Source organism: Microbulbifer sp. S227A, assembly GCF_049800935.1.
The window spans coordinates 406380-427055 of the sequence record NZ_JBNAFZ010000003.1; the positions used below are offsets into that span (position 1 = coordinate 406380).

19 protein-coding genes are annotated in these 20676 nt (G+C 65.5%); 13 read left to right on the top strand and 6 right to left on the bottom strand.

Annotated features, from left to right (window positions below; genetic code table 11):
- Window positions 1-54: 54 nt before the first annotated feature.
- The 4 genes from ACP15R_RS09765 to ACP15R_RS09780 are packed head-to-tail and all read left to right on the top strand — an operon-like array spanning window position 55 to window position 4891.
- Window positions 55-2820: a hypothetical protein gene (locus tag ACP15R_RS09765; RefSeq protein WP_424986210.1), complete on the top strand. Its 2766-nt coding sequence runs from the start codon at window positions 55-57 to the stop codon at window positions 2818-2820.
- On the top strand, window positions 2817-3089 hold the full coding sequence (locus ACP15R_RS09770; protein ID WP_424986211.1) for a hypothetical protein: 273 nt from the start codon (window positions 2817-2819) through the stop codon (window positions 3087-3089). The genes ACP15R_RS09765 and ACP15R_RS09770 overlap by 4 nt, the downstream gene beginning before the upstream one ends.
- Window positions 3090-3143: 54 nt before the next feature.
- A complete protein-coding gene (locus ACP15R_RS09775) occupies window positions 3144-4352 on the top strand; it encodes an RSP_2647 family RNA methyltransferase (RefSeq protein WP_424986212.1) in 1209 nt (402 codons plus the stop codon).
- Window positions 4349-4891: an RSP_2648 family PIN domain-containing protein gene (locus ACP15R_RS09780; RefSeq protein ID WP_424986213.1), complete on the top strand. Its 543-nt coding sequence runs from the start codon at window positions 4349-4351 to the stop codon at window positions 4889-4891. Before ACP15R_RS09775 ends, ACP15R_RS09780 begins: the two co-directional genes overlap by 4 nt.
- Before the next feature lie 21 nt (window positions 4892-4912).
- Here the strand turns inward: ACP15R_RS09780 and ACP15R_RS09785 are convergent, their stop codons facing one another.
- The 6 genes from ACP15R_RS09785 to ACP15R_RS09810 all read right to left on the bottom strand — a co-directional run bounded on the left by ACP15R_RS09785 (window position 4913) and on the right by ACP15R_RS09810 (window position 10477).
- The gene (locus tag ACP15R_RS09785) at window positions 4913-5668 is read right to left on the bottom strand and encodes a M48 family metalloprotease (protein ID WP_424986214.1); all 756 of its coding nucleotides are present in this window, start codon (window positions 5666-5668) and stop codon (window positions 4913-4915) included.
- Between the two features lie 98 nt (window positions 5669-5766).
- Window positions 5767-6951, bottom strand: a complete 1185-nt coding sequence (locus ACP15R_RS09790) for a vWA domain-containing protein (protein ID WP_424986215.1) — start codon at window positions 6949-6951, stop codon at window positions 5767-5769.
- A 4-nt stretch (window positions 6952-6955) separates the two neighbouring features.
- Window positions 6956-7123: a hypothetical protein gene (locus ACP15R_RS09795; protein ID WP_424986216.1), complete on the bottom strand. Its 168-nt coding sequence runs from the start codon at window positions 7121-7123 to the stop codon at window positions 6956-6958.
- A gap of 7 nt (window positions 7124-7130) precedes the next feature.
- Window positions 7131-8510: a DUF2927 domain-containing protein gene (locus ACP15R_RS09800; protein ID WP_424986217.1), complete on the bottom strand. Its 1380-nt coding sequence runs from the start codon at window positions 8508-8510 to the stop codon at window positions 7131-7133.
- The gene (locus ACP15R_RS09805) at window positions 8507-8962 is read right to left on the bottom strand and encodes an N-acetyltransferase family protein (protein WP_424986218.1); all 456 of its coding nucleotides are present in this window, start codon (window positions 8960-8962) and stop codon (window positions 8507-8509) included. Before ACP15R_RS09805 ends, ACP15R_RS09800 begins: the two co-directional genes overlap by 4 nt.
- Before the next feature lie 114 nt (window positions 8963-9076).
- Window positions 9077-10477, bottom strand: a complete 1401-nt coding sequence (locus tag ACP15R_RS09810; protein ID WP_424986219.1) for a diguanylate cyclase — start codon at window positions 10475-10477, stop codon at window positions 9077-9079.
- A gap of 95 nt (window positions 10478-10572) precedes the next feature.
- Here ACP15R_RS09810 and ACP15R_RS09815 point away from each other — a divergent pair, with 95 nt between their 5' ends.
- The 9 genes from ACP15R_RS09815 to ACP15R_RS09855 all read left to right on the top strand — a co-directional run bounded on the left by ACP15R_RS09815 (window position 10573) and on the right by ACP15R_RS09855 (window position 20673).
- On the top strand, window positions 10573-10857 hold the full coding sequence (locus ACP15R_RS09815; protein WP_424986220.1) for a DUF3572 domain-containing protein: 285 nt from the start codon (window positions 10573-10575) through the stop codon (window positions 10855-10857).
- Between the two features lie 27 nt (window positions 10858-10884).
- Complete coding sequence (locus ACP15R_RS09820; protein WP_424986221.1) at window positions 10885-11601, top strand: HAD family hydrolase; 717 nt, start codon at window positions 10885-10887, stop codon at window positions 11599-11601.
- An 88-nt stretch (window positions 11602-11689) separates the two neighbouring features.
- Window positions 11690-13249 carry a trimethylamine methyltransferase family protein gene (locus ACP15R_RS09825; protein WP_424986222.1) on the top strand — a complete coding sequence of 520 codons (1560 nt, stop codon included), beginning with the start codon at window positions 11690-11692 and terminating at the stop codon, window positions 13247-13249.
- 66 nt (window positions 13250-13315) lie between these two features.
- Entirely contained in the window at window positions 13316-15112 is a 1797-nt protein-coding gene (locus ACP15R_RS09830; protein ID WP_424986223.1) for a hypothetical protein, read from the top strand.
- Window positions 15113-15244: 132 nt separating this feature from the next.
- Window positions 15245-15832, top strand: a complete 588-nt coding sequence (locus ACP15R_RS09835) for a heme NO-binding domain-containing protein (protein WP_424986224.1) — start codon at window positions 15245-15247, stop codon at window positions 15830-15832.
- Entirely contained in the window at window positions 15829-16872 is a 1044-nt protein-coding gene (locus ACP15R_RS09840) for a diguanylate cyclase domain-containing protein (protein WP_424986225.1), read from the top strand. The genes ACP15R_RS09835 and ACP15R_RS09840 overlap by 4 nt, the downstream gene beginning before the upstream one ends.
- Before the next feature lie 312 nt (window positions 16873-17184).
- Complete coding sequence (locus ACP15R_RS09845) at window positions 17185-17886, top strand: hypothetical protein (RefSeq protein WP_424986226.1); 702 nt, start codon at window positions 17185-17187, stop codon at window positions 17884-17886.
- Window positions 17887-17891: 5 nt separating this feature from the next.
- A complete protein-coding gene (locus ACP15R_RS09850) occupies window positions 17892-19607 on the top strand; it encodes a trypsin-like peptidase domain-containing protein (RefSeq protein WP_424986227.1) in 1716 nt (571 codons plus the stop codon).
- A 7-nt stretch (window positions 19608-19614) separates the two neighbouring features.
- Complete coding sequence (locus ACP15R_RS09855; protein WP_424986228.1) at window positions 19615-20673, top strand: hypothetical protein; 1059 nt, start codon at window positions 19615-19617, stop codon at window positions 20671-20673.
- Window positions 20674-20676: the final 3 nt, after the last annotated feature.

The following is a 20676-nucleotide window of genomic DNA, read 5'->3' on the forward strand; positions in this document are numbered from 1 at the left end:
ATTGACGCGCCCGCGGCGCGGCTCCACTCTGCGCCCATGTCGCTATGCAAGAACATGACCCGCATGCCGCGCAGCTATGATCGTGACCTTGGTGCCGAGGCGCGGGCCGCGGTTCCGGGCGCGTCCGCGGAACTGGCGCAGCTTGTCGAGGGGGCGGCGGGCAGCAGCCCCTATCTGCGCGCCCTGATCGAGGCCGAGGCCGATTGGTTGATCGAAGCGGCGGATGATCCCGGCACCGCCGTTGCCGCCTGTATCGACGGCCTTGCCGAGCTTGCCCCGGACCGGCTCAAGGCGGGGCTGCGGCAGGCCAAGCGCCGGGTGGCGCTGATGACCGCCCTGGCCGATCTCGCCGGTGCATGGCCACTGGAACGGGTGACCGGCAGCCTGACCGAGTTGGGCGGGCGGGCCTGTGACGCGGTGCTGAAATCCGAGATCGCGACGCTGATCCGTCGCAAGAAGCTGCCGGGGATGACCGGGGATGACGTGGCCACGGCGGGCGGGCTGTTTGTTCTGGCGATGGGCAAGATGGGCGCGCATGAGCTGAACTACTCATCGGATATCGACCTGATCTGTCTGTTCGACGAAACCCGGTTCGATCCCGACGATTTCTACGAAGCCCGGCAGGGCATGGTGCGGGCGACACGCAATATGTGCAGCCTGCTGAGCGAGCGCACGGCGGATGGCTATGTTTTCCGCACCGACCTGCGCCTGCGCCCGGATCCGGCGGTGACCCCGGTCTGCATGGCGGCAGAGGCGGCGGAACGGTATTACGAGAGCCTTGGCCGCACCTGGGAACGCGCCGCCTATATCAAGGCCCGCCCGGCAGCGGGCGACATTGCCGCCGGTGAGCGGTTTCTGAAAACCCTGACCCCGTTTGTCTGGCGACGTCACCTGGATTTCGCGGCCATTCAGGACGCCCACGACATGCGGTTGCGGATCCGCGAGACCAAGGGAACGGGCGGCGCACTTACCATTCCGGGGCATGACATGAAGCTCGGGCGTGGCGGCATCCGCGAGATCGAGTTCTTTACCCAGACCCGGCAATTGATCGCCGGCGGGCGCGATGCCGGGCTGCGGCAGCGCGAAACCGTGGCCGGGCTGGCGGCGCTGGCGGAAAAGGGCTGGATACCGCCCGAGGTCGCCGACCAGCTCAGCGATCACTACCGCGCCCACCGCGAGGTGGAACACCGCATCCAGATGGTCAATGACGCCCAGACCCACAAGGTGCCGCAATCCGAAGAGGGGATCGCGCGGATTGCCTGCCTGATGGATATGGAACCGGCGGAATTGCTCGGAAAGATCGCCGACCGGCTGGGCGAGGTGCATGCGCTGACCGAGGATTTCTTTGCCCCCGACCAGACGCCGAACAACGCCGAACGGCCGGTGGATTTCGATGCCGGCATCCTCGCCCGCTGGCCGACCTATCCGGCGCTGCGCTCGCAGCGGGCACAGCAGATTTTCGACCGGCTCCGCCCGGAACTTTTGGCGCGGCTGGGGCGCACTTCGAAACCCGAAGAGGCGCTGATTGCGCTGGACGGGTTCCTGTCGGGGCTGCCGGCGGGGGTGCAGTTGTTTTCGCTGTTCGAGGCCAATACCCAGCTGATCGACCTGCTGGTGGATATTGTCGGCACCTCTCCGGCGCTGGCCGGGCACCTGTCGCGCAATGCCGGGGTTTTCGATGCGGTGATCGGCGGCGATTTCTTTTCCGACTGGCCCGGTGTCGATGCCCTGCAGGCCGAGCTGTCCCGGCTGTTGCGCCGGGAAACCGACTATGAAACCCAGCTCGACACCGCCCGGCGCTGGACCAAGGAATGGCATTTTCGCATTGGTGTCCATCACTTGCGCGGGCTTGCCGATGCCGAGACGGCGGGCGGCCAATATGCCGACCTGGCCAGTGCCGTGATCGCCGCCATCTGCCCGCTGGTGGTGCGCCAGTTTGCGCTCAGGCATGGCGATCCACCGGGGCGGGGCGCGGCAGTTCTGGGCATGGGATCGCTGGGAGCGGGGCGGCTGAACGCGATGTCGGATCTCGATCTGATCGTCATCTATGACCCGCTGGAGGCGGATGCCTCGGACGGCAAGCGCCCGCTGGCCACGCGCACCTATTACGCCCGGATGACACAGGCTCTGATCACCGCGATCACCGCGCAAATGTCGCAGGGGCGGCTATACGAGGTCGATATGCGCCTGCGCCCGTCGGGCAACCAGGGTCCGGTGGCCACCAGCTGGTCGAGTTTTCAGAATTATCAGAAAGACGAAGCCTGGGTCTGGGAACATCTCGCGCTGACCCGGGCGCGGGTGATTGCCGGGGTCGAGGGGCTGGCCACGGATATCGAAGGGTTCCGCCAGCAGGTTCTGTCCTCTCCCCGCGATCGTGCGCAGGTTCTGCAACAGGTCGCCGAGATGCGGGCCAAGATCGCCGGGGCCAAATCGCCCGACGGCATATGGGATGCCAAGATCGGCGCGGGCCGGATGCAGGATATCGAGCTGGTGGCCCAGACCGGAGCCTTGCTGGCCGGTTCGGATGCGCGCGACGTGCGTTCGGGTTTGCAGGCGGCGGTTGCCTGTGGCTGGATGGGTGACGCGGATGCGGCACGGCTGACCGAATGTTATGATCTCTGCTGGTCGGTCCAGACCTCGGCGCGGTTGTTGTCGGGGCAGACGCTGACGCTGGCCGGTATGGGCGAGGGCGGGGCCGCGTTCCTGTGCCGAAGCACCGGTTACGAAACCCCGGATGCGCTTGGCGCGGCATTGGAGACCGCCTATGGCGACGCCGCCGCCGTAATCGCGGGGTTGTTGCCGCAAGAGGATGAGCCATGAAGCCGACGGACGCCATGGACCCCAAGGGCCTGATCTACGAAGCCTACCAGATCGAGGACATCGGACCGGCCGAGTGCCGCTCGATCTTTCTCGACTGGGCGCTGAGCCTGCCCGAAGGCGGCGAGACCGCGGATGCCCTGCGCCACCTGATCGCGCGATATGCCGATGCCGAACCCGATCACCCGATGTCGGCGGTGCTGCGCGACGGGATGGCATCTGTTGTCGCGCCCCGGCGGCGGGGCGGTTGGCGATCGCGGCCGAGAAACTGAGCCGCTGTACCGCCAAGGCTGTTATCATCCCAACGATCTCGCTAAGAGGGCGGCATGATCGACTCTGTTCCCCTCACCGACCTGCCACGCGTGCGCCTCAAACCCAAGGCCAATGCACGCGGTATCCGCCACGGATTTCCGTGGGTCTATGCCAATGACCTCGTGACCGACCGCCGCACCCGTGCGATGGAAGCGGGCACGATTGCCGTGCTCGAAGACGACAAGCGCAGCTCGCTAGGGCTTGTTGCCGTCAATCCCGGCTCCAAAATCATCTGCCGCATGCTTGATCGCGATCCGTCCGCCCGGCTTGATACCGGGTGGTTCCAGACGCGTCTCGCCAGGGCGCTGGCGCTGCGCCAACGGCTGTTTCCCGATCCGTTCTACCGGCTGGTCCATGCCGAGGCGGACGGATTGCCCGGTCTCATCATCGACCGGTTCGGAGAGACCTGCGTTGTGCAACCCAACGCCGCATGGGCCGAACGGCATCTCGGGCCGCTGACCGATGCGCTGGTCGCCGTCACCGGTGTCACGACGGTTCTGAAAAATGCCGGCGGCCGCACGCGGGCGCTCGAAGGGTTGGACGATCTCTCGGGGGTGCTGCGTGGAACGGTCCCGTCGGCCCCAATCCCGGTGCCGATGAACGGTGCGACCTACATGGCCGATTTGACCGGCGGTCAGAAAACCGGCCTGTTCTTTGACCAGCGCCCCAACCACGCCTTTGCCGCCCGGCTGGCCGCCGGTGCGCGGGTGCTGGACGTGTTTTCCCATGTCGGTGGCTTTGCACTCGCGGCGCTGGCGGGGGGGGCGGCCTCGGCGCTGTCGGTGGATGGCTCGGCCCCGGCCTTGGCGCTGGCGGAACAAGGCGCGGCCGCGGGCGGCATGGCGGCGCGTTTCACGACCCGCCAGGGGGATGCGTTCGACGTTCTGAGCGCCCTTGGCACCGAGGGCGCGCGCTTTGATGTGGTCATCTGCGATCCTCCGGCCTTTGCCCCGTCGAAATCCGCGCTCGAGCCAGGGTTGCGGGCCTATGAACGGATTGCCCGGCTGGCCGCGCCGCTGGTTGCCAGCGACGGCTACCTGTGCCTGTGCTCCTGTTCCCATGCCGCCGATCTCGGGCGATTTCACGCGGCCAGCGCCCGGGGCATCGGGCGCGGCGGACGACAGGCGCAGCTGATCCATACGGGATTTGCCGGCCCGGACCATCCGCAGCTGCCGCAACTGGCCGAAAGCGGCTATCTCAAATCCCTGTTTTTCCGCCTGTGAGGATCGTCATCGATACCTGCGTGCTCTACCCGACGGTGATGCGCGAAATGGTGCTTGGGGCAGCGCGGGCAGGGCATTTCACGCCGCTCTGGTCGGCACGGATACTCGAAGAATGGGCGCGCGCGGCGATCAAGCTTGGGCCACAGGGCGAGGCGCAGGCCCGCGCCGAAATCGCCTTGCTGCGCGGGGCATGGCCTGATGCCGAATGCCCCCCGGCACCGGGGCTTGAGCAACGCTTATGGCTGCCTGATGCCGCCGATATCCACGTACTGGCCGTTGCGGTGGCGCGCTCCGCGGATGCGATCATGACCCTGAACGCCAAGGATTTTCCGCGCCGCGCGCTACAGGAAGAGGGGCTGCTTCGGCTGGACCCGGACGGCTATCTGCATGGCCTGTGGCAACGCGATCCGGACGCGATCGGCGCGGTGGCGCGGCGCGTTCTTGACGATGCCAGGCGATTGTCGGGCGAGAACTGGGAACTGCGCCCGCTGCTGAAGAAGGCCCGCTTGCCGCGGCTGGCCAAGGCGCTCGGCGACTGATCCGGATGTCAGGTCGGGGTGTCAGGTCTGGGCCTGCCACCTGCGCTCAAGCTCATGCAGGGCGTCGATGCGTTCCCCGGTCTTGGGATGGCTCAGCAACCAGGCCGGTGCCATGCCGGCCCGTTGCTCGGTCAGCGCGTCCAGCTTGCGAAACAGCGAAATCTGCGGCGCGATGCCAATGCCGGCCTTGGTCAGGAGCGCCGCCGCATAAGCGTCGGCCTCGTATTCATCGGCGCGCGACAGCCGCGCCGATAACAGGCTGGTCAGGATATTGGCGATCCAGACCCCGACAAAAGGGATGAAGCGGCCAAGCACCATGATCAATGCGGTGCGCAGGGCGTTCTGACCCGAGAAATCGATCATCCGCCGCCGCGCATGGCCCAATGCGACATGGCCCAACTCATGGGCGATGACGCTGGCCATTTCCTCGCCGGTCACGTCGCCGTTCTGGAACTTGCGGTAAAATCCCCGGGTGATGAAGATGCGGCCGTCCGGCGCGGCGAGGCCATTCACCGGGTCGATTTCATAGACATAGACCGGGATGCGATGCAGATCGAGCGACGCGGCCAGACGATCGGTCAGCCGCTTGAGATGCGGATCGGCCAGTTCGGTGGATTTCTGGTCAAGCTCCCTGCCGGTCCTCCAAACCGAGAACCGGTACATCGCCAGCGCATATAGAATGGCGAGCAGGATGGGGGTGAACTTGATCATGCACATGATATGGCCCCGGCGCGGGCCGTCGGCAAGTGGCGTGCCGCTCTGCCAGGCCGGTTCCATCGTGCTACGCGTAGTTATGTGCCATCGGTGGTCATCCCGTACGCCCAAAACTCGGATGTCTGGCGGCACCGGATGAGACCGGTTTTGCGTGAATGGCCCTAGCGGGTCAGCGCCTTCATTCCCCGGCTCAGCCCATCAAGGGTCATGGGCACCATCTGGTCGTCGAAAATCTCGCGGATCATCTGGATCGAATGGGTGTAGGACCAGTATTTTTCCGGCACCGGGTTGATCCAGAGATTGCTGCTCCACTGTTCCCGCGCACGCCCGAGCCAGACGCTCCCGGCCTCGGCATTCCAATGTTCGTTAGCACCGCCGGGATAGGCGATTTCATAAGGGCTCATCGATGCATCGCCGACAAAGATGCATTTGTAATCCGATCCGTAGGTGCGCAGCACCTCGTGGGTCGGGGTCTGGGCATCCCAGCGGCGGCGGTTGTCGCGCCAGACGCCTTCGTACAGGCAATTGTGGAAATAGTAATATTCCAGGTGCTTGAATTCGCTGCGCGCGGCAGAGAACAGCTCTTCCACCACCTTGACATGCGGGTCCATCGAGCCGCCGATATCCAGGAACAGCACGACCTTGACCGCGTTATGCCGTTCGGGGCGGGTTTTCACATCGAGATAGCCATGCTCGGCGGTGGCGCGGATCGTGCCATCAAGGTCAAGCTCTTCGGCGGCCCCCTCGCGGGCCCAGTTGCGCAGCCGTTTCAGCGCCACCTTGATGTTGCGCGTGCCCAGTTCCACCGTGTCGTCGAGATTCCTGAACTCGCGCTTGTCCCAGACCTTGACCGCGCGCTGGTGCCGGCTTTCCTTCTGGCCGATCCGCACGCCTTCGGGGTTGTAGCCATAGGCGCCAAAGGGGCTGGTGCCGGCGGTGCCGATCCATTTGTTGCCGCCCTGGTGCCGGCCCTGCTGGTCTTTCAGGCGCTCCTGCAAGGTCTCCATCAGCTTGTCAAACCCGCCAAGCGCCTCGATCTCGGCCTTTTCTTCGTCGCTCAGGTGTTTTTCCGCCATCTTGCGCAGCCAGTCACCGGGGATGTCGACGGCCTCCATCACCTGCTGAAAGCCGATCTCTTCCAGCCCCTTGAAACTGGTGGCAAAGGCCCGGTCGAACTTGTCGATATTGCGCTCGTCCTTCACCATCGACACGCGGGCCAGGTAATAGAACGCCTCGACATCATAGGTCGCAAGCCCGGCCTTCATGCCTTCGAGAAAGCTCAGATATTCCCGCAGCGATACCGGCACGCCGGATTTCCGCAGGTTTTCAAAGAAAGGCAGAAACATCCGCTCAGCCCGCCAGCCGGTCGATCAGCACCGTTGCAATCATTGCAACAACCCCGAATGCCAATGCCGAGGCCGCCGCGTATTGCATCATGTCGGCGGGTTTCCCGCCGCCCTTTTTCGCCAGGACGACACCGAATACGGCTCCCAGCAGAACACCTGCGATCACGATCATGGCCCGTTTACCCGTTCGATTGGCTGTTGCGCTTGTTCTGGGGGTTCAGGGATGCAATTTCCTGCATCTTGGCCCGCACCGCCCAATCCGTGCCAAAGCCGTATCTTGCCCATCCCACGCTGTCCAGCCTGACCGCGCGCGCGGCGTCCTTCTGGCCGGTCTGATCCAGCGCCTCGGCCTTGAGCAGCATCAGGGTGGCGAGCAGGGCGGCGTTTTCCGAGCGCGCGGCCACGTCCAGATAGGGGTCGATCTGGCGCAGGGCCCCGGCCCCGTCACCGCGAGACACCGCATAGGCGGCGGTCTGGGTGATGACATAGGCCTGGTGCAGGCGGGTGTCGGGGGTGCCGCGCAGATAGCCGAGCGCGCTGGCATAATATTGCTGCGCCAGCTCGGCATCGTCGAGCTGGGTCATCCGTCCGAGCATGTAATAACCAAAGGCGCGCCGATGGTCCCGCCAGCCGAGTTTCTGTGCCGTTGCCGCCGCCGATTGCGCCGCCTTGCGCCGTTCATCGGTGTCCGCGCCGGGGCCAAGCACGTTCTGCACCTCGTCAATCCACGACCGCGGTGTGGGCGCGATGGCCCGGGCCGCCAGCCGGTCGCCGCGCGGATTGATGCGGGTCAGAATGTCGGGCAGCTCGGTCGCCACCTCGGACTTGGTCATGCCGCTGTAGATTTCCGGGGCATAGGTCGCGCGCAGGATCAACATGTCGAACCCGGTCAGCACCGTGTGCACGTTGTCGTCGTTAAAGACCGAGTTGGGCAGGCGATAGAGATCGTTCAGCGGGCCAAGCGCCTGGGCAAGTTCCTCGTGCAAACAGTCGCGGATCTCCTGCGGGGTCGAATCATGGGGCAGAAAGATTGCCATCTTGTCGCGCCGCCTCAGCGTTGACCAATTGGTATCGGGGCTGCGGCGTTTGCGGCGGTATTCGGCCAGGCTCGACACGTTGGGCACCACGAAACAGGCGGCATGGGGCAGGGCGCGGCGAATCTCCGCCCGGCTCACGGCTTCGATGGTGATGCTGGCGGTTTGGCCCTGCGCCTGGCGGATGTCGATCATCGCCTCCTTGCGCAGCCGGTCGAGCAGGCGGCGCAGGTCGGGTTCCAGGCTGTCGGGCGGCCGCCCCGTGACCCGCACGGTAATCGGTGTCTCGAACCGGGTGAAGACTGGCAGGCGGCGGCCGCTCTCCAGTTCGAAATGCAGCGACAGGAAGTCCGCCGCGATGTTGGAGTTGGATTGCGACGGGGCGCTTGGCCGTGACGAGGCAAAGCCCTTCATCGGCGACAGGCTGGACTCGGCAATCGCGGCGCGGGTGGGGGTGTCGGCCCGTGGGCTGGCGGTGCATCCGGCGATGGCGGCGGCAAGCAGGATGGGCGCGATACGGATCATGGGCGCTGATAGCGGATGAAGGGCGTTACATTGGCGATGCGATCATAGAGTTTGCGCGCGGTTTCGTTGAAATCCTGCGTCAGCCAGTACACCGCCGGCGTGCCCCGTGCATCGGCGGCGGCATAGACCGCTTCGATCAGGGCGCGGCCGATCCCGGTGCCGCGATGTTCGGGGCGGGCATAGAGGTCTTGCAGGTAGCAGACCTCTTCGATCTTCCAGGCATGCCGGTGAAACAGGTAATGGGTCAGCCCGACCAGCTTGCCGTCCTGTTCCGCAACCAGGGCGTTGAAATCGCGCGGGTCATCGCCAAGCAGCCGCGCAAAGGTGCTGTCATAGACCTCGGGCGGGAGGCTGGTTTCATAGAATGCCAGATAGGCCGTCCACATTTCGGACCATTGCGGCAGGTCGTCGGCGCGCAGCGGGCGGACGGTGGGGGCAATCGTTTGGCTCATGCCTCGAAGTCTGACCAACCCGGGCGCACCATTCAAGACAAAAAACGGCAACCGGTTAGCAGGAGCTTTCCACGCGCGGATCGGGCAGGCAATCCGGTTGCGCGCAGGGCGGGCTCAGGCGGCCACGCCGATCAGCGACACCTGGTTGCGCCCGGCATGTTTGGCCCCGTACAGCGCGCGGTCGGCCTGGCTGATCAGCAGTTCGGCATGCTGTTCGGGCTGCATCTGGGCCATCGCGCATGAGGGAGAGCCGACGACGACACCGATGCTGGTGGTAACCTTGACCGGATGATCCACGCCGGCACAATGAAACGGCAACGCATTGATCTGGCGGCACATCCGCTCGGCGGCCAGCGTCGCGGCATCCTGGTCGGCATCCGGTATCACGATCATGAACTCCTCGCCGCCGACGCGGGCCACCATGTCACAGGCGCGGACCTGGCTTTGCAGACGCCGTGCGGCCTCGATCAGGACGGCATCGCCCGCCGGATGGCCGAAACAGTCGTTGATTTGCTTAAAATGGTCGAGATCGGCAAGCATGACGGCAAAACTGCTCCCGGTTTTCGCGGCTTCGCTGGCAGTGGCGGCCAGGTGAGGCAGCGCATAGCGGCGGTTGAACAGGCCGGTCATCGGGTCGCGCACCGCCGCGCGCAGCCCGTCACGCACCGAGGCGCGGAATCGGTCGGACTGTTTCTTGTGGCGCAATTGCGTATCGATGCGTATCGCAAGCTCTTCGGCGCAGAAACCGCTCTGCAGGATGTCATGCGCGCCGCGATCCAGCGCCTCGGCCCCAAGATGGCGCGCGGTTTCCGGCACCACGGCAATCAGCGCGGCATGGCTGGTAAAGGCCCGTGACCTGAGATCGACCAGCAAACGCAGGGCGGGTTCGCTTTCCTTGTCGGTCAGGTCGACGATGATGGCCTCTGGCGGTTGCCCGGTCATCATGTCGTGAATGTCGTCGATACGGTGGCATTGCAGCTTGTGGCTGCTGCGTTCCTTGAGCCGCGCCCGCCAGACCGCGCCGGTGCTGGCCTGATGCGTCAGCAGGGCGATGTTGGAGGGCGGCGCAAAACCCGCGGCCGGTTCGGCAAAGCCCAATGCCACGGGTTGCGGGCGCTCGTGCCAATGCAACTCATCGGAACTGCTGCGGGCGCGGATCAGGCTGCGGATGCGCGCCTGCAGGATCAGATCGTCGATCGGCTGCAACAACACGTCATCGATCCCGGCCTTGAGCGCCGCGAACTGCGCCGCCCGGTCGTTGATCGCGGCGATGGCGATGACCGGGGTGTTGCGCATGCTGTCGTCGCGATCCAGCACCGCGCGCACATCATGCGCAGTGCCGTCCGGCAGGGCCATCGCGGTCACGATCAGCTCGGGCCGGGTGCGCCGAATCAGCGCCTCAAGCCCGTCGATCCCGTCGCTCTGGACTACATGATAATACGCCGCCGACAGCTGTACTTTCAGCATGATGCGGTTCGTGGATACGCCGTCTACGATCAGAATGGTGCCTTGCACGCGTGGCGCCTTTCATGTCTTGCGTTAATATTGTTTCAAAGTGTTTATGAGAGTCCTTAACAAACTGTTTCCGACTGGGGAAAAGCGATCGCACCATGCAGTATTCCGCCGACGCCGCCGAAACCCTCGCGCTCAGGGCGCTGACCTGGCTGCTGGGCCAGGATGAACTGCTGCCGGTGTTTCTCGGGGCCAGCGGTGCCTCCGAACAAGACCTGAGAACCCGCGCGGGCGAACCGGAATTTCTCGGCTCGGTGCTCGATTTCCTGATGATGGACGATGCCTGGGTGGTGCAGTTCTGCCAGTCCGCAGCGATTCCCTATGAACACCCGATGCTGGCCCGCGCCGCCTTGCCCGGCGGGGCGCAGATGCATTGGACCTGATGTTTCCCGGCTCTGAAAGGGCATTGCATGACAATTGCGGCGATCCTGTTTGACAAGGACGGAACCCTGTTTCACTTCGGTGCCACCTGGGAGGCCTGGGCGAGCGCTTTTCTGAACCGGGTAACGGGCGGCGACAGCGGGCAGGCGGCCCGCCTGGGAAACGCCATCGGGTTCGATGTGGTCACCGGTCGCTTTCACCCCGACAGCATTGTCATTGCCGGAACCCCCGCCGAGGTTGCCGAGGCGCTGGCCGTGCATTTGCCGCATATGTCCCGGCATGAGGTGATCGCGATGCTCAACCAGGAGGCCGAAACCGCACCGCAGGCCGAGGCCGTGCCCTTGCGGCCCTATCTCGACGGGCTGCGCGCGCGCGGGATGCGGCTGGGCGTGGCGACGAATGACGGGGAAACCCCGGCGCTGGCGCATCTGAACACGGCGGGCGTTGCCGGGTGTTTCGACTTTGTTGCCGGGTTTGACAGCGGATTCGGGGCCAAGCCCGATCCGGGCCAGTTGATCGCCTTTGCCCGCGCGGTTGGGGTGCCGGCTGAACAGGTGGCGATGGTCGGGGACAGCACCCATGACCTGATCGCCGGGCGCAGCGCGGGCATGACAACCGTCGGCGTGTTGACCGGGATGGCGGATGCTAACGAGCTTGGCCCATACGCCGATGTGGTGCTGCCGGATATCGGCCATTTGCCCGTCTGGCTCGGACATGAGCCGACGCGCAACGAAAGCGACGCATAAAATAGGAAAGCGACACGACCTGTCGCGTTCAGACCGGCAACCCGCCGCCGCCTGCTGCTGAATGGTCCTGGCGATCGGAGGTCTGAACATGGCGGATGGTACTGGACGCAAGCGGCGCGGTGGTGGGCGGGCCGGCAACGCGGCAAGGCGCGGGGGCGTGGCCATCGACCAGATGCCCTGGAACCCGCCCATCAACATCGACCGGCCGGTAGAGCCCCTGACGCAGGACGGGGTTGCCGCCATTCACGCCGGCGCGATGGAGATCCTCGAAGATATCGGCATTGCCATTCTCAATCCCGAAGCGCTGGAGATCTTCCGCGAGGCCGGCGCGCGCATTGATGGCGAGGTGGTGCGCATCGGGCGCGAGTTCATCATGGAAATGATCGGCAAGGCCCCGTCGGAATTCACCCTGACCCCGCGCAATCCAGAGCGGAAAATCACGGTCGGTGGCAAGACGATGCTGTTCGGCAATGTCTCATCCCCGCCCAATTACTGGGATATGGAGATCGGCAAAAAGGTTCCCGGTACGCGAGAAATGTGCCGCAACCTGTTGAAACTGACACAGTATTTCAACTGTATCCATTTCGCGGGCGGCTATCCTGTCGAACCGGTGGATGTGCATGCCAGCGTGCGGCATCTGGATGTTCTCTATGACAAGCTGACGCTGACGGACAAGGTCATGCATGCCTATTCGCTCGGCAAGGAGCGGGTCGAGGATGTGATGGAGATGGTCCGCATCGCGGGCGGGCTGACCCATGAGGAATTCGACGCAAGCCCGCGAATGTACACGAATATCAACTCGACCTCTCCGTTGAAACATGACCATCCGATGCTGGATGGCTGGATGCGGCTGGCACGGCGCGGGCAGGGGCTGGTGGTGACACCGTTCACGCTGGCCGGGGCGATGGCACCGGTGACGATGGCCGGTGCGGTGGCGCAATCCCTGGCCGAGGGGCTGATCGCGATTGCGCTGGCGCAGTATATCCGCCCCGGCGCGCCCTGTGCCATCGGCACCTTTACCAGCAATGTCGACATGAAATCCGGCGCGCCGGCCTTTGGTACGCCGGAATACATGCGGGCCACCCAGATGACCGGCCAGCTCGCGCGGTTCTACGGGCTGCCGATGCGCTCGAGCGGGGTTTGCGCCGCCAACGTGCCCGACGGGCAGGCGATGTGGGAAACCTCAAACAGCCTGTGGGCCGCTGTGCAGTCGGGCACCAACATGGTGTATCACGCGGCAGGCTGGCTTGAGGGCGGATTGATCGCCAGCCCCGAGAAATTCATCATGGATTGCGAGGTTTTGCAGCAGATCCAACGTTACATGGACCCGGCACTGACCGCGACGGGGCCGGATGAAATCGCGCTGGAGGCGATCTGCGCGGTGGGCAATGACGGGCATTTCTTTGGTATTCAACATACCCAGGACCGCTATACCACCGCGTTCTACCAGCCCTTTCTGAGCGATTGGAAGAATTTCGAGGGGTGGGAGGCCGCCGGGGCCATCTGGACCCCGGAGCGCGCCCATCACATGTTCAAGCAGATCATTGGCGAGTTCGAGGCACCGCCCATGGATGCCGCCATCCACGAAGAGCTCGCCGCCTTTGTGGCCCGGCGCAAACAGGAGGGCGGCGCGCCTACCGATTTCTGACCCGGCAGGTTCCCGGGGCATCATTGCCGCTGGCCAGTATCGGGGCGGCACAGTAGGCTTGTCGCGATGAAGAGCAGCAATTTGCAAGACAGGTCGCCGCCGGGGCAGGCGGTCCGGCATCGGCTGGTCATGGCCGGGCTGGGCTGTGTTGCCGGTCTGGCGCTTTGGGGGCTGGGCGAACGCTGGGGCGATCCCGCGGTGCCGCCCGGGCTGTTTCTCGCGCTGTTTGCCTTTGTGGCGAGCTATGCGGTTGTGGCGCTGGCCCTGTGCGGGCCGGTCGCGATTGCCCGCGCCATGCTGGGTGGGCTTGCCCTGGCGGTGGCGATCACCCTGCTGACCAGCGTCGCGGGCCTGCGCTATGACAGGGCAACGGACCTGTTCAACGAACCGGTCATGATCAGCGTCTCGGCGGTGCTGGTGCTCTTTGCCACGCCTTTCCTGCTGGTCTGGCTTCAGGACCGCGCATCCGTGCTGCGCTATGACCGGCTGTTTGATGCGGCTTGGATGCTGATGGCGCGCTATGGGTTGGCATGTGTTTTCGTTGCGGCTTTCTGGCTGGTGGCCTTTCTGAGCGATGCATTGCTCGAACTGGTCGATATCACGGTGATCGACACGCTGCTGCGGCCCGGCTGGGTGCGGTTTGGCCTGAGCGGCGCGGTGCTTGGCCTTGGGCTTGCGGTCATGCAGGAGCTGCGGCACACCCTGTCGCCTTATCCGCTCTTGCGCCTGCTGCGCCTGTTGGTGCCATTGGTGCTGGCGGTGGTTGCTGTGTTCCTGGCGGCGGTGCCCCTGCGCGGGCTGGACCGGCTGTTTGGCGAGTTTTCGTCGGGTGGAACGCTGCTGGGTGCGGCGGCGGTTGCGGTGTCGCTGGTCAGCATGGCGCTCGATCGCGACGACGCCATGGCGATCCGAACGCGCGGGTTGCAAATGGCAACCCGTGGGCTGGCGCTGTTGTTGCCGCTGCTGGCGGCGCTTGCGGTCTGGGCGGTAGTGCTGCGGGTGCGCCAATATGGCTGGACGCCGGATCGCCTCCTGGCGATGACAGCGGCGGTGTTTCTGCTGATCTATGGCCTGGGATACGGCGGCGCGGTCCTGCTGGGGCGTAGCTGGATGGCACGGGTGCGGCAGATCAATGTCTGGATCGCGCTGTTGGCGATCGCGGTGGCGGTGGCGTGGATGACGCCGGTTCTGGACATCTATCGGATTTCAACTGCCAGCCAGGTCAAGCGCTATCAATCCGGCCAGGCCACGCTGGCACAGCTCGCGCTCTGGCCGCTGGCGCATGAATGGGGCCGGGCGGGGCAATCGGGGCTTGCGGCCTTGCAGGCAACGGCCGAGGCTTCTGGCAATCACCTGTTGACCGCGCGGATCGCCGATGCCCGCGCCGCCACCAATCGCTATCAATTCGAACAGGAGCTGCAAATTCGCGACCTGCCCGGGCGCACCGCCGAATTGCTCGACCTGCTGCCGGTGCGCCCCGACGGCGCAACGCTGGGGGCGGAAACGCTGGGCAACCTGCCGGCCTTTGCGCTGAATGCCTGGCTTGATGGCTGCCGCCGCAAGACTGCCGATGGCCGCCCCGGATGTGTGCTGGTCAAGGGCGCGTTTGTGCCATCGGCCGGTGCCGCCGAGCAGGCGATGATCCTCTATCTCGATGCCAATGCCGATACCCGCATCAGCCACGTGGTCCTGCGCCCGGGCCAGGGGTTTGTGATGCGCGATGTGTTCGATCCGGCGACCCGCGCCTGGCCGACCCTGCCGGCGGCGACGATCTCGCAGGTGCAGGATGGCCAGTTCTCGCTGCAACCAAGCGGCATGAATGCGCTGGCGGTGGGCGGCAGGCTGCTGGCCCCGGCGCAGTGATGGCACCATCGCGGGGCCGTCACGCGCTACAGACGCGGTTGAAACGGGGCAAAACTAGTTCGCATTTGATTTGTTGGGTCTTTCTTAAGGGCCGTGGGGGGACACTTTTCCCGGTCAACTAGCAGGTCTGATATGCACGGGCTTATCAACAAGTCGCTTCAATCGTTCTTTTGCGCCACCTATGGCACCGCGCGATGGGGGCGCGTGACCGAGGCTGCGGGATTCGAGAGTCCGGATTTCGAGGCCATGCTGATCTATGACAAGGCACAGTCGCACCGCCTGCTCGATGTCATGGCGCTTGAACTGGATCGTCCGCTGAACGGGGTGCTCGAGGATATCGGAACCTTCCTCGTCTCCAATCCGCAGACCGAGTCGCTGCGCCGCCTGCTGCGGTTTTGCGGCGAGAGCTATCTTGATTTCCTGCACTCGCTGGATGATCTGCCCGACCGGGCAAGGCTCGCGGTGTCCGACCTGCACCTGCCGGCGCTGGAACTGCGCGAACACGCGGCGGGCCAGTTCAGCCTGACCTGCGGGCCGGGGTTGCCGGGGTTCGGCAATGTGCTGGTCGGGGTTCTGCGGGCCATGGCCGATGACTATGGCGCGCTGGCGATCCTGGAACATTCCGGCGGCGGCGACGGGCGGGATGTCATCAGCATCACCCTGATCGAACAGGCCTTTGCCAAGGGACGGAGCTTTGACCTGGGGGCGGTGGCACAATGACTGCACAACATCAACTTACCCAATGGCTTGATACCCTATGTCCGATGCACGTGTTGCTGGACGCTACGGGCCATGTGACCGCCGTGGGGCCGACCCTGCAAAAGCTGCGACCGGGGGTGGCTATGGTCGGTCAGCGGTTCCTGGAGCTCTTCGAACTGACGCGGCCGCGGGCGGTCACCAACATGGCCGACCTGCTGGGCCATGCGGGGGCCAAGCTGCATCTGCAATTGCGCGACACGCCGCGCACGTCGCTCAAGGGGGTGGCGGTCGCCACCGGGCAGGGGGCAATCGTGAACCTGTCATTTGGCATTTCGGTGCTGGACGCGGTGCGGGACTATGCGCTGACCAACTCGGATTTCGCCGCCACCGACCTGACCATCGAACTGCTTTACCTGGTCGAAGCCAAGAGCGCCGCGATGGAGGCCTCGCGCACGCTGAACCAGCGTTTGCAGGGGGCCAAGATCGCGGCCGAAGAACAGGCGTTCACCGACACCCTGACCGGGTTGAAGAACCGGCGCGCGATGGAGCATGTGCTGTCGCGCATGGCTGCCGGTTCCGAACCCTTTGCGCTGATGAATCTCGATCTCGACTTCTTCAAGACGGTGAACGACACGATGGGCCATGCGGCGGGCGACCATGTCTTGCAGATCGCCGCCCGCATCATGGTCGAAGAAACCCGCGATCAGGACATGGTGGCCCGGGTTGGCGGTGACGAGTTCGTGTTGATGTTCGGCGGGCTGCGCGACAAGCGCCGCTTGGGCGGCATAGCCCGCCGTCTCATCGCGCGGCTTCAGGAAACGGTCCCTTTCGAAGGTCAGCGCTGCAACATATCGGCGAGTATCGGGACCGTGCTGTCCGGACAATCGCGGGGACGCGATCCGGGGGATCTGCTGCACAAGGCGGACCTCGCGCTCTATGCCTCCAAGCGGGCGGGGCGGGGACGTCACAGCTTTTACGAGGACAGTTTGGGAGACGGTCCGGCGGCGACCCATTGCGTCGATGCCGAAAGCCCGGCCCTGCCACGCGGCAGCGCCGCCTGAGTGCGGGAAATCCTCTGTTGGAGCGATGTCCCCGAGCGCAAAACGCGCGCCGGTGACACACACAAGGCCAAGGACGCAAGAGGCAGGGCGCGAAAAGGGGAAATTTTCGCGACAAACATCATATATGCGCCATCGCCGGTCGTATCTTGCGCCCCGAACCGGGTTTCCGGGGTATCGCAAGACGGCCCTTGCAGCGGCCAAGCCCCCCGGCATAGGCTCGGGCTGATGAGAGCCGGGTCCTGATCCCGCCACCGCGTGGCGGACGCATCCCGGGAGGTCGCGGGAGACAGGTGTATTGGAAGAACAGGTGGCATGCGACTTGCCGTGACCCTGATGGCGATTGCGCTGGTCGCCGTGATCGGGGCATCGACCTATCTGTTGCTGCAATCCTGCGGCCTGACCTTGCCGTTCACGGGCAGGACAATCAGCTTTTGCGACCCGCCCGAACGCCTGCAGACGCGGGCGGATCTTGCGCTGGTCGACCGCTCGAACGCGGACCTGGCGATCCGCGTCAATGCGCTGGAGCGCGAACTTGGGTTGCTGGTCTGCAAGGCCGACCCGCCCGAGCCACCACCACCACCGCCGCCGCCCAAGCCGCCGGCCAAGCCCCAGACTCCCAGCGGCCTGGCCCCCGATGCCTTTGACGGCAACGATATTTCCGTGATGGAGGGCTGCTGGCAGCTGTCCTCTAACTATGCGGTGCGCGACATCAACACCGGCCGGATCACAAGGTTCAAATACTGGCGCATCTGTTTTGACAAGGACGGCAACGGCACCGAGATCATGCGCTCGACCGATGGCGTGCAATGCGAGGGGCGGTTGACCGGGCGGATGCGCGGCAATGGCACGCTGACCATGCGCGAGCCGGGCAACCTGCGATGCGGCAACGGCTCGTCGATCTTTCGGCGGGACGTGACCTGCAAGCTGGATTCGCGCGGCAATGCGAATTGCGACACTTACCAACCCGAAACCAATGGACGCGGCGCGGCAACCTTGCGCCGGGCCGGGAGATAACTGCGATGGCCGATCAATACCTGTCCAAGACGCGCGTGACCCCGGAAGATTTCGTCGCGGCGAACGGCGCGCCGGTGCTGGAGCGATACGATGCCCTGCGGACAGTGCTGCAAGAGCGCGCCGGGCCCGAGGTCGCGGCGCTGTTCGCCGAGCCGTTGATCAGCCATGGCAACGATACCGCGCCGCCAACGGTGTCCTGGTACGCGGAAGCGGCGGGCGATGCGCGGCCATTGGCGAGCCTGTCACCGGCGGAACGGATGCGCGCCGAAGCCTATCTGTCGGACCATCTGCGACCGCTGCGCACCCTGGCCGATCAACCCGAGACGGCCGAACTTGCCCTCGGCGCGCTCAGCACTCTGGGGCGGGACGATGTGCTGATGGTGGGCGAACGTCCGGTGATCGTGAACTGGGGCCTGATGCCCGGTTGCGCGGGGGCCAATGTCTCGTCCCGGCCCGATCATTTCGCGGCGACCCTGGGGCAGTATCTGACGTTGGCCCCAACCGGGCCGGGCGCCCCGCCATCGTCAGCGGCTGTGCCGCCGCCCGCCGCGGGTCTTGCGGCGGCGACCCCGGCGGTTGCCGCCCCGGTGGCCTCCACCGCGCCGGTGCATCATCGGATGTCGCGGCTGGCCTGGGTGCCGCTTTTGGTCCTGTTGCTGTTGGCGGGCGGGTTCCTGGCCTGGCTGCTGGTTCCCGGCACGCGGCTGTTCCATCAGGCCGAGGCACCCGTGGTGACGGAAGAGGCCACGTTGCAGGCCGCGCGCGCCCTGAATGACAGCCTCAGAGAGCGTCGCGCCACGTTGCAGGCGGCGCTGGACGGGGCGATGTGCCGGGCCGATGGGATGCTGGTATTGCCCGATGGCCTGACCCCCGAGGGTTTGACCCCGCCCGCGCCCGGCGTCAAACCCGCGCCCCGCGCGGATGTCGCGCCCGCGGCGCTGCTGCCGAGCAGCCCCGCGCGGGTGGTGGTGCCCGATGGGTCCGAACCGGGGGCGGAAACCGATCTGCTGGCGGTGATCGAGGCGCGCACCGTGCTGGTTCTGGCCAGTTCGGGCGACGGTCGGGGCGCAACCGGGTCCGGGTTCGTGATCGGGTCGGGGCTGATCATGACGAACCAGCATGTGATCGAACATGCGTTGGCCGAGGGCGGACAGGTGCTGGTGACCGGGGGCAGCCTGGACGAGCCACAGAGCGCCACCGTGGTCAAGAGCCAGGGGCCGTTGATGCAGACCGGCGGGGATTTCGCGCTGTTGCAGATCGCCGATGCCGGGGTGTCGGGGTTTGGCGTGCATGTGCCGCAAGCATCGCTCAAGCTGAGTGGCGTGGTGGCGGCGGGGTATCCGGGCGACGTCCTGGCGAGCGATGTCAATTTCGCGGCGTTGAAGGCAGGCGATCTCGATGCGGTTCCGGGGCTGACCGTGACCGAGGGGATCGTCAATACGGAACAGCAGATCGGGCCACAAACCCATGTGTTGATGCATTCGGCGGCGCTGTCGAGCGGCAATTCCGGCGGGCCGCTGGTGGACATGTGCGGCAGGCTGGTGGGCGTCAACACATTCGTGCGCGCGGGGCGGTTGCAGAATCGCGGCTTTGCCCTGACCACGGCTGACATGATGGCGTTCCTGCAAGGGACAGGGGCGGTGCCAGAGGTCGACAGCGCCCCCTGCGCGCCAGTGGTGCAACGCGCCGAAGCCGGGGCGCGCAAGGCCGTGGCAGAGTAGGCGCGGCATGTACGAAACGCTGTTGGCCACCACCTCGTCCGAAGGGTTGCAACCGCTGGGATCCGCGGCACAGCGATCTTATGAGCTGGTGAGCGATACGGTCCGCAGCCGGTTGTCCCCGGACCATGCCAACCTGTTTGCCGAGCCCGTGGCAACCGAGCATGGCGACATGATCGACTGGTATGCGCCGGTCGCCGGGAAGGCCCAGCCGATCGCCGCGCTGGACGCGCCGACCGCCGCCAGGCTGCGGGCGCGGCTGGGCGGGTTGATCGACGATATCCGGCGCGAGTCCGAGACCCTTGGCGAGAGCGGCGACGTACAGGACCAGCGCCTGGCCGAAGCGTTGAAAAATGCAATCGAAATCCCGTCCGAAGCGATGATCCATGCGGTCCACCAACCGGATGGCATGGTACAGCCAGTGCTGGTGCATTGGGCCTGGCTGGGGGCGGAGCGGCAGGCGGTGCGCGGCATCCTGACCGCGATGGTGCCACGTGCGCAACCGCTTGTGGCGGCGTCCGGACCGGTAGGGATGGCCACGAATGAGCCTCGCGGCGCGCGGCCTTGGTGGTGGCTGCTGTTGCTGGGGTGGCTGTTGCTGGCGGTCATGCTCGGCTATATCCTCTACCTGCTGATTGCGCCATGCGGGCTGAAGGGGGGGCGTTTGGTGTTCTGCCCCGCACCGGGGGCCGAGGCCCCGGATATCCCGCGCGTGCGGCAGGGCCTGGAAGCAGAGATCGCGGCGCTTGAGCATGAAATCGTGCAGGTGGACCGGGCCTGCCAGCCGACGATCCCGGTGGTTCCGGGCGCGGAGGTGCCAAATGCGCCAAAGCCCGCGGCCCCGAAACCGACCCCTGAACCGGCCCCTGAACCGGTTCCGCAGGACAAGACCGAACATGACGCTGGCGCGCCCGAGGGGCACATCATCCGGGCCGCGCAGGATACCGCGCGCGGGTGGGAAACCTTGGCATCGCTGGTGTCTGGACGGGATGGCCCAGGCGCGGCAAACTCTGCTAGAGTTGGTGCCAAGGCCCCCGAGTGGCCATTGAATACAAGTGTTTCGAGGTAGGCA

Coding starts and splice junctions, on each gene's coding strand:
- ACP15R_RS09785 (WP_424986214.1), bottom strand. CDS start 5,668: ATGGAACCGGCCTGGCAGAGCGGCACGCCACTTGCCGACGGCCCGCGC.
- ACP15R_RS09800 (WP_424986217.1), bottom strand. CDS start 8,510: ATGATCCGTATCGCGCCCATCCTGCTTGCCGCCGCCATCGCCGGATGC.
- ACP15R_RS09795 (WP_424986216.1), bottom strand. CDS start 7,123: ATGATCGTGATCGCAGGTGTTCTGCTGGGAGCCGTATTCGGTGTCGTC.
- ACP15R_RS09790 (WP_424986215.1), bottom strand. CDS start 6,951: ATGTTTCTGCCTTTCTTTGAAAACCTGCGGAAATCCGGCGTGCCGGTA.
- ACP15R_RS09845 (WP_424986226.1), top strand. CDS start 17,185: ATGCGACTTGCCGTGACCCTGATGGCGATTGCGCTGGTCGCCGTGATC.
- ACP15R_RS09765 (WP_424986210.1), top strand. CDS start 55: ATGACCCGCATGCCGCGCAGCTATGATCGTGACCTTGGTGCCGAGGCG.
- ACP15R_RS09830 (WP_424986223.1), top strand. CDS start 13,316: ATGAAGAGCAGCAATTTGCAAGACAGGTCGCCGCCGGGGCAGGCGGTC.
- ACP15R_RS09825 (WP_424986222.1), top strand. CDS start 11,690: ATGGCGGATGGTACTGGACGCAAGCGGCGCGGTGGTGGGCGGGCCGGC.
- ACP15R_RS09850 (WP_424986227.1), top strand. CDS start 17,892: ATGGCCGATCAATACCTGTCCAAGACGCGCGTGACCCCGGAAGATTTC.
- ACP15R_RS09775 (WP_424986212.1), top strand. CDS start 3,144: ATGATCGACTCTGTTCCCCTCACCGACCTGCCACGCGTGCGCCTCAAA.
- ACP15R_RS09820 (WP_424986221.1), top strand. CDS start 10,885: ATGACAATTGCGGCGATCCTGTTTGACAAGGACGGAACCCTGTTTCAC.
- ACP15R_RS09835 (WP_424986224.1), top strand. CDS start 15,245: ATGCACGGGCTTATCAACAAGTCGCTTCAATCGTTCTTTTGCGCCACC.
- ACP15R_RS09855 (WP_424986228.1), top strand. CDS start 19,615: ATGTACGAAACGCTGTTGGCCACCACCTCGTCCGAAGGGTTGCAACCG.
- ACP15R_RS09840 (WP_424986225.1), top strand. CDS start 15,829: ATGACTGCACAACATCAACTTACCCAATGGCTTGATACCCTATGTCCG.
- ACP15R_RS09815 (WP_424986220.1), top strand. CDS start 10,573: ATGCAGTATTCCGCCGACGCCGCCGAAACCCTCGCGCTCAGGGCGCTG.
- ACP15R_RS09770 (WP_424986211.1), top strand. CDS start 2,817: ATGAAGCCGACGGACGCCATGGACCCCAAGGGCCTGATCTACGAAGCC.
- ACP15R_RS09805 (WP_424986218.1), bottom strand. CDS start 8,962: ATGAGCCAAACGATTGCCCCCACCGTCCGCCCGCTGCGCGCCGACGAC.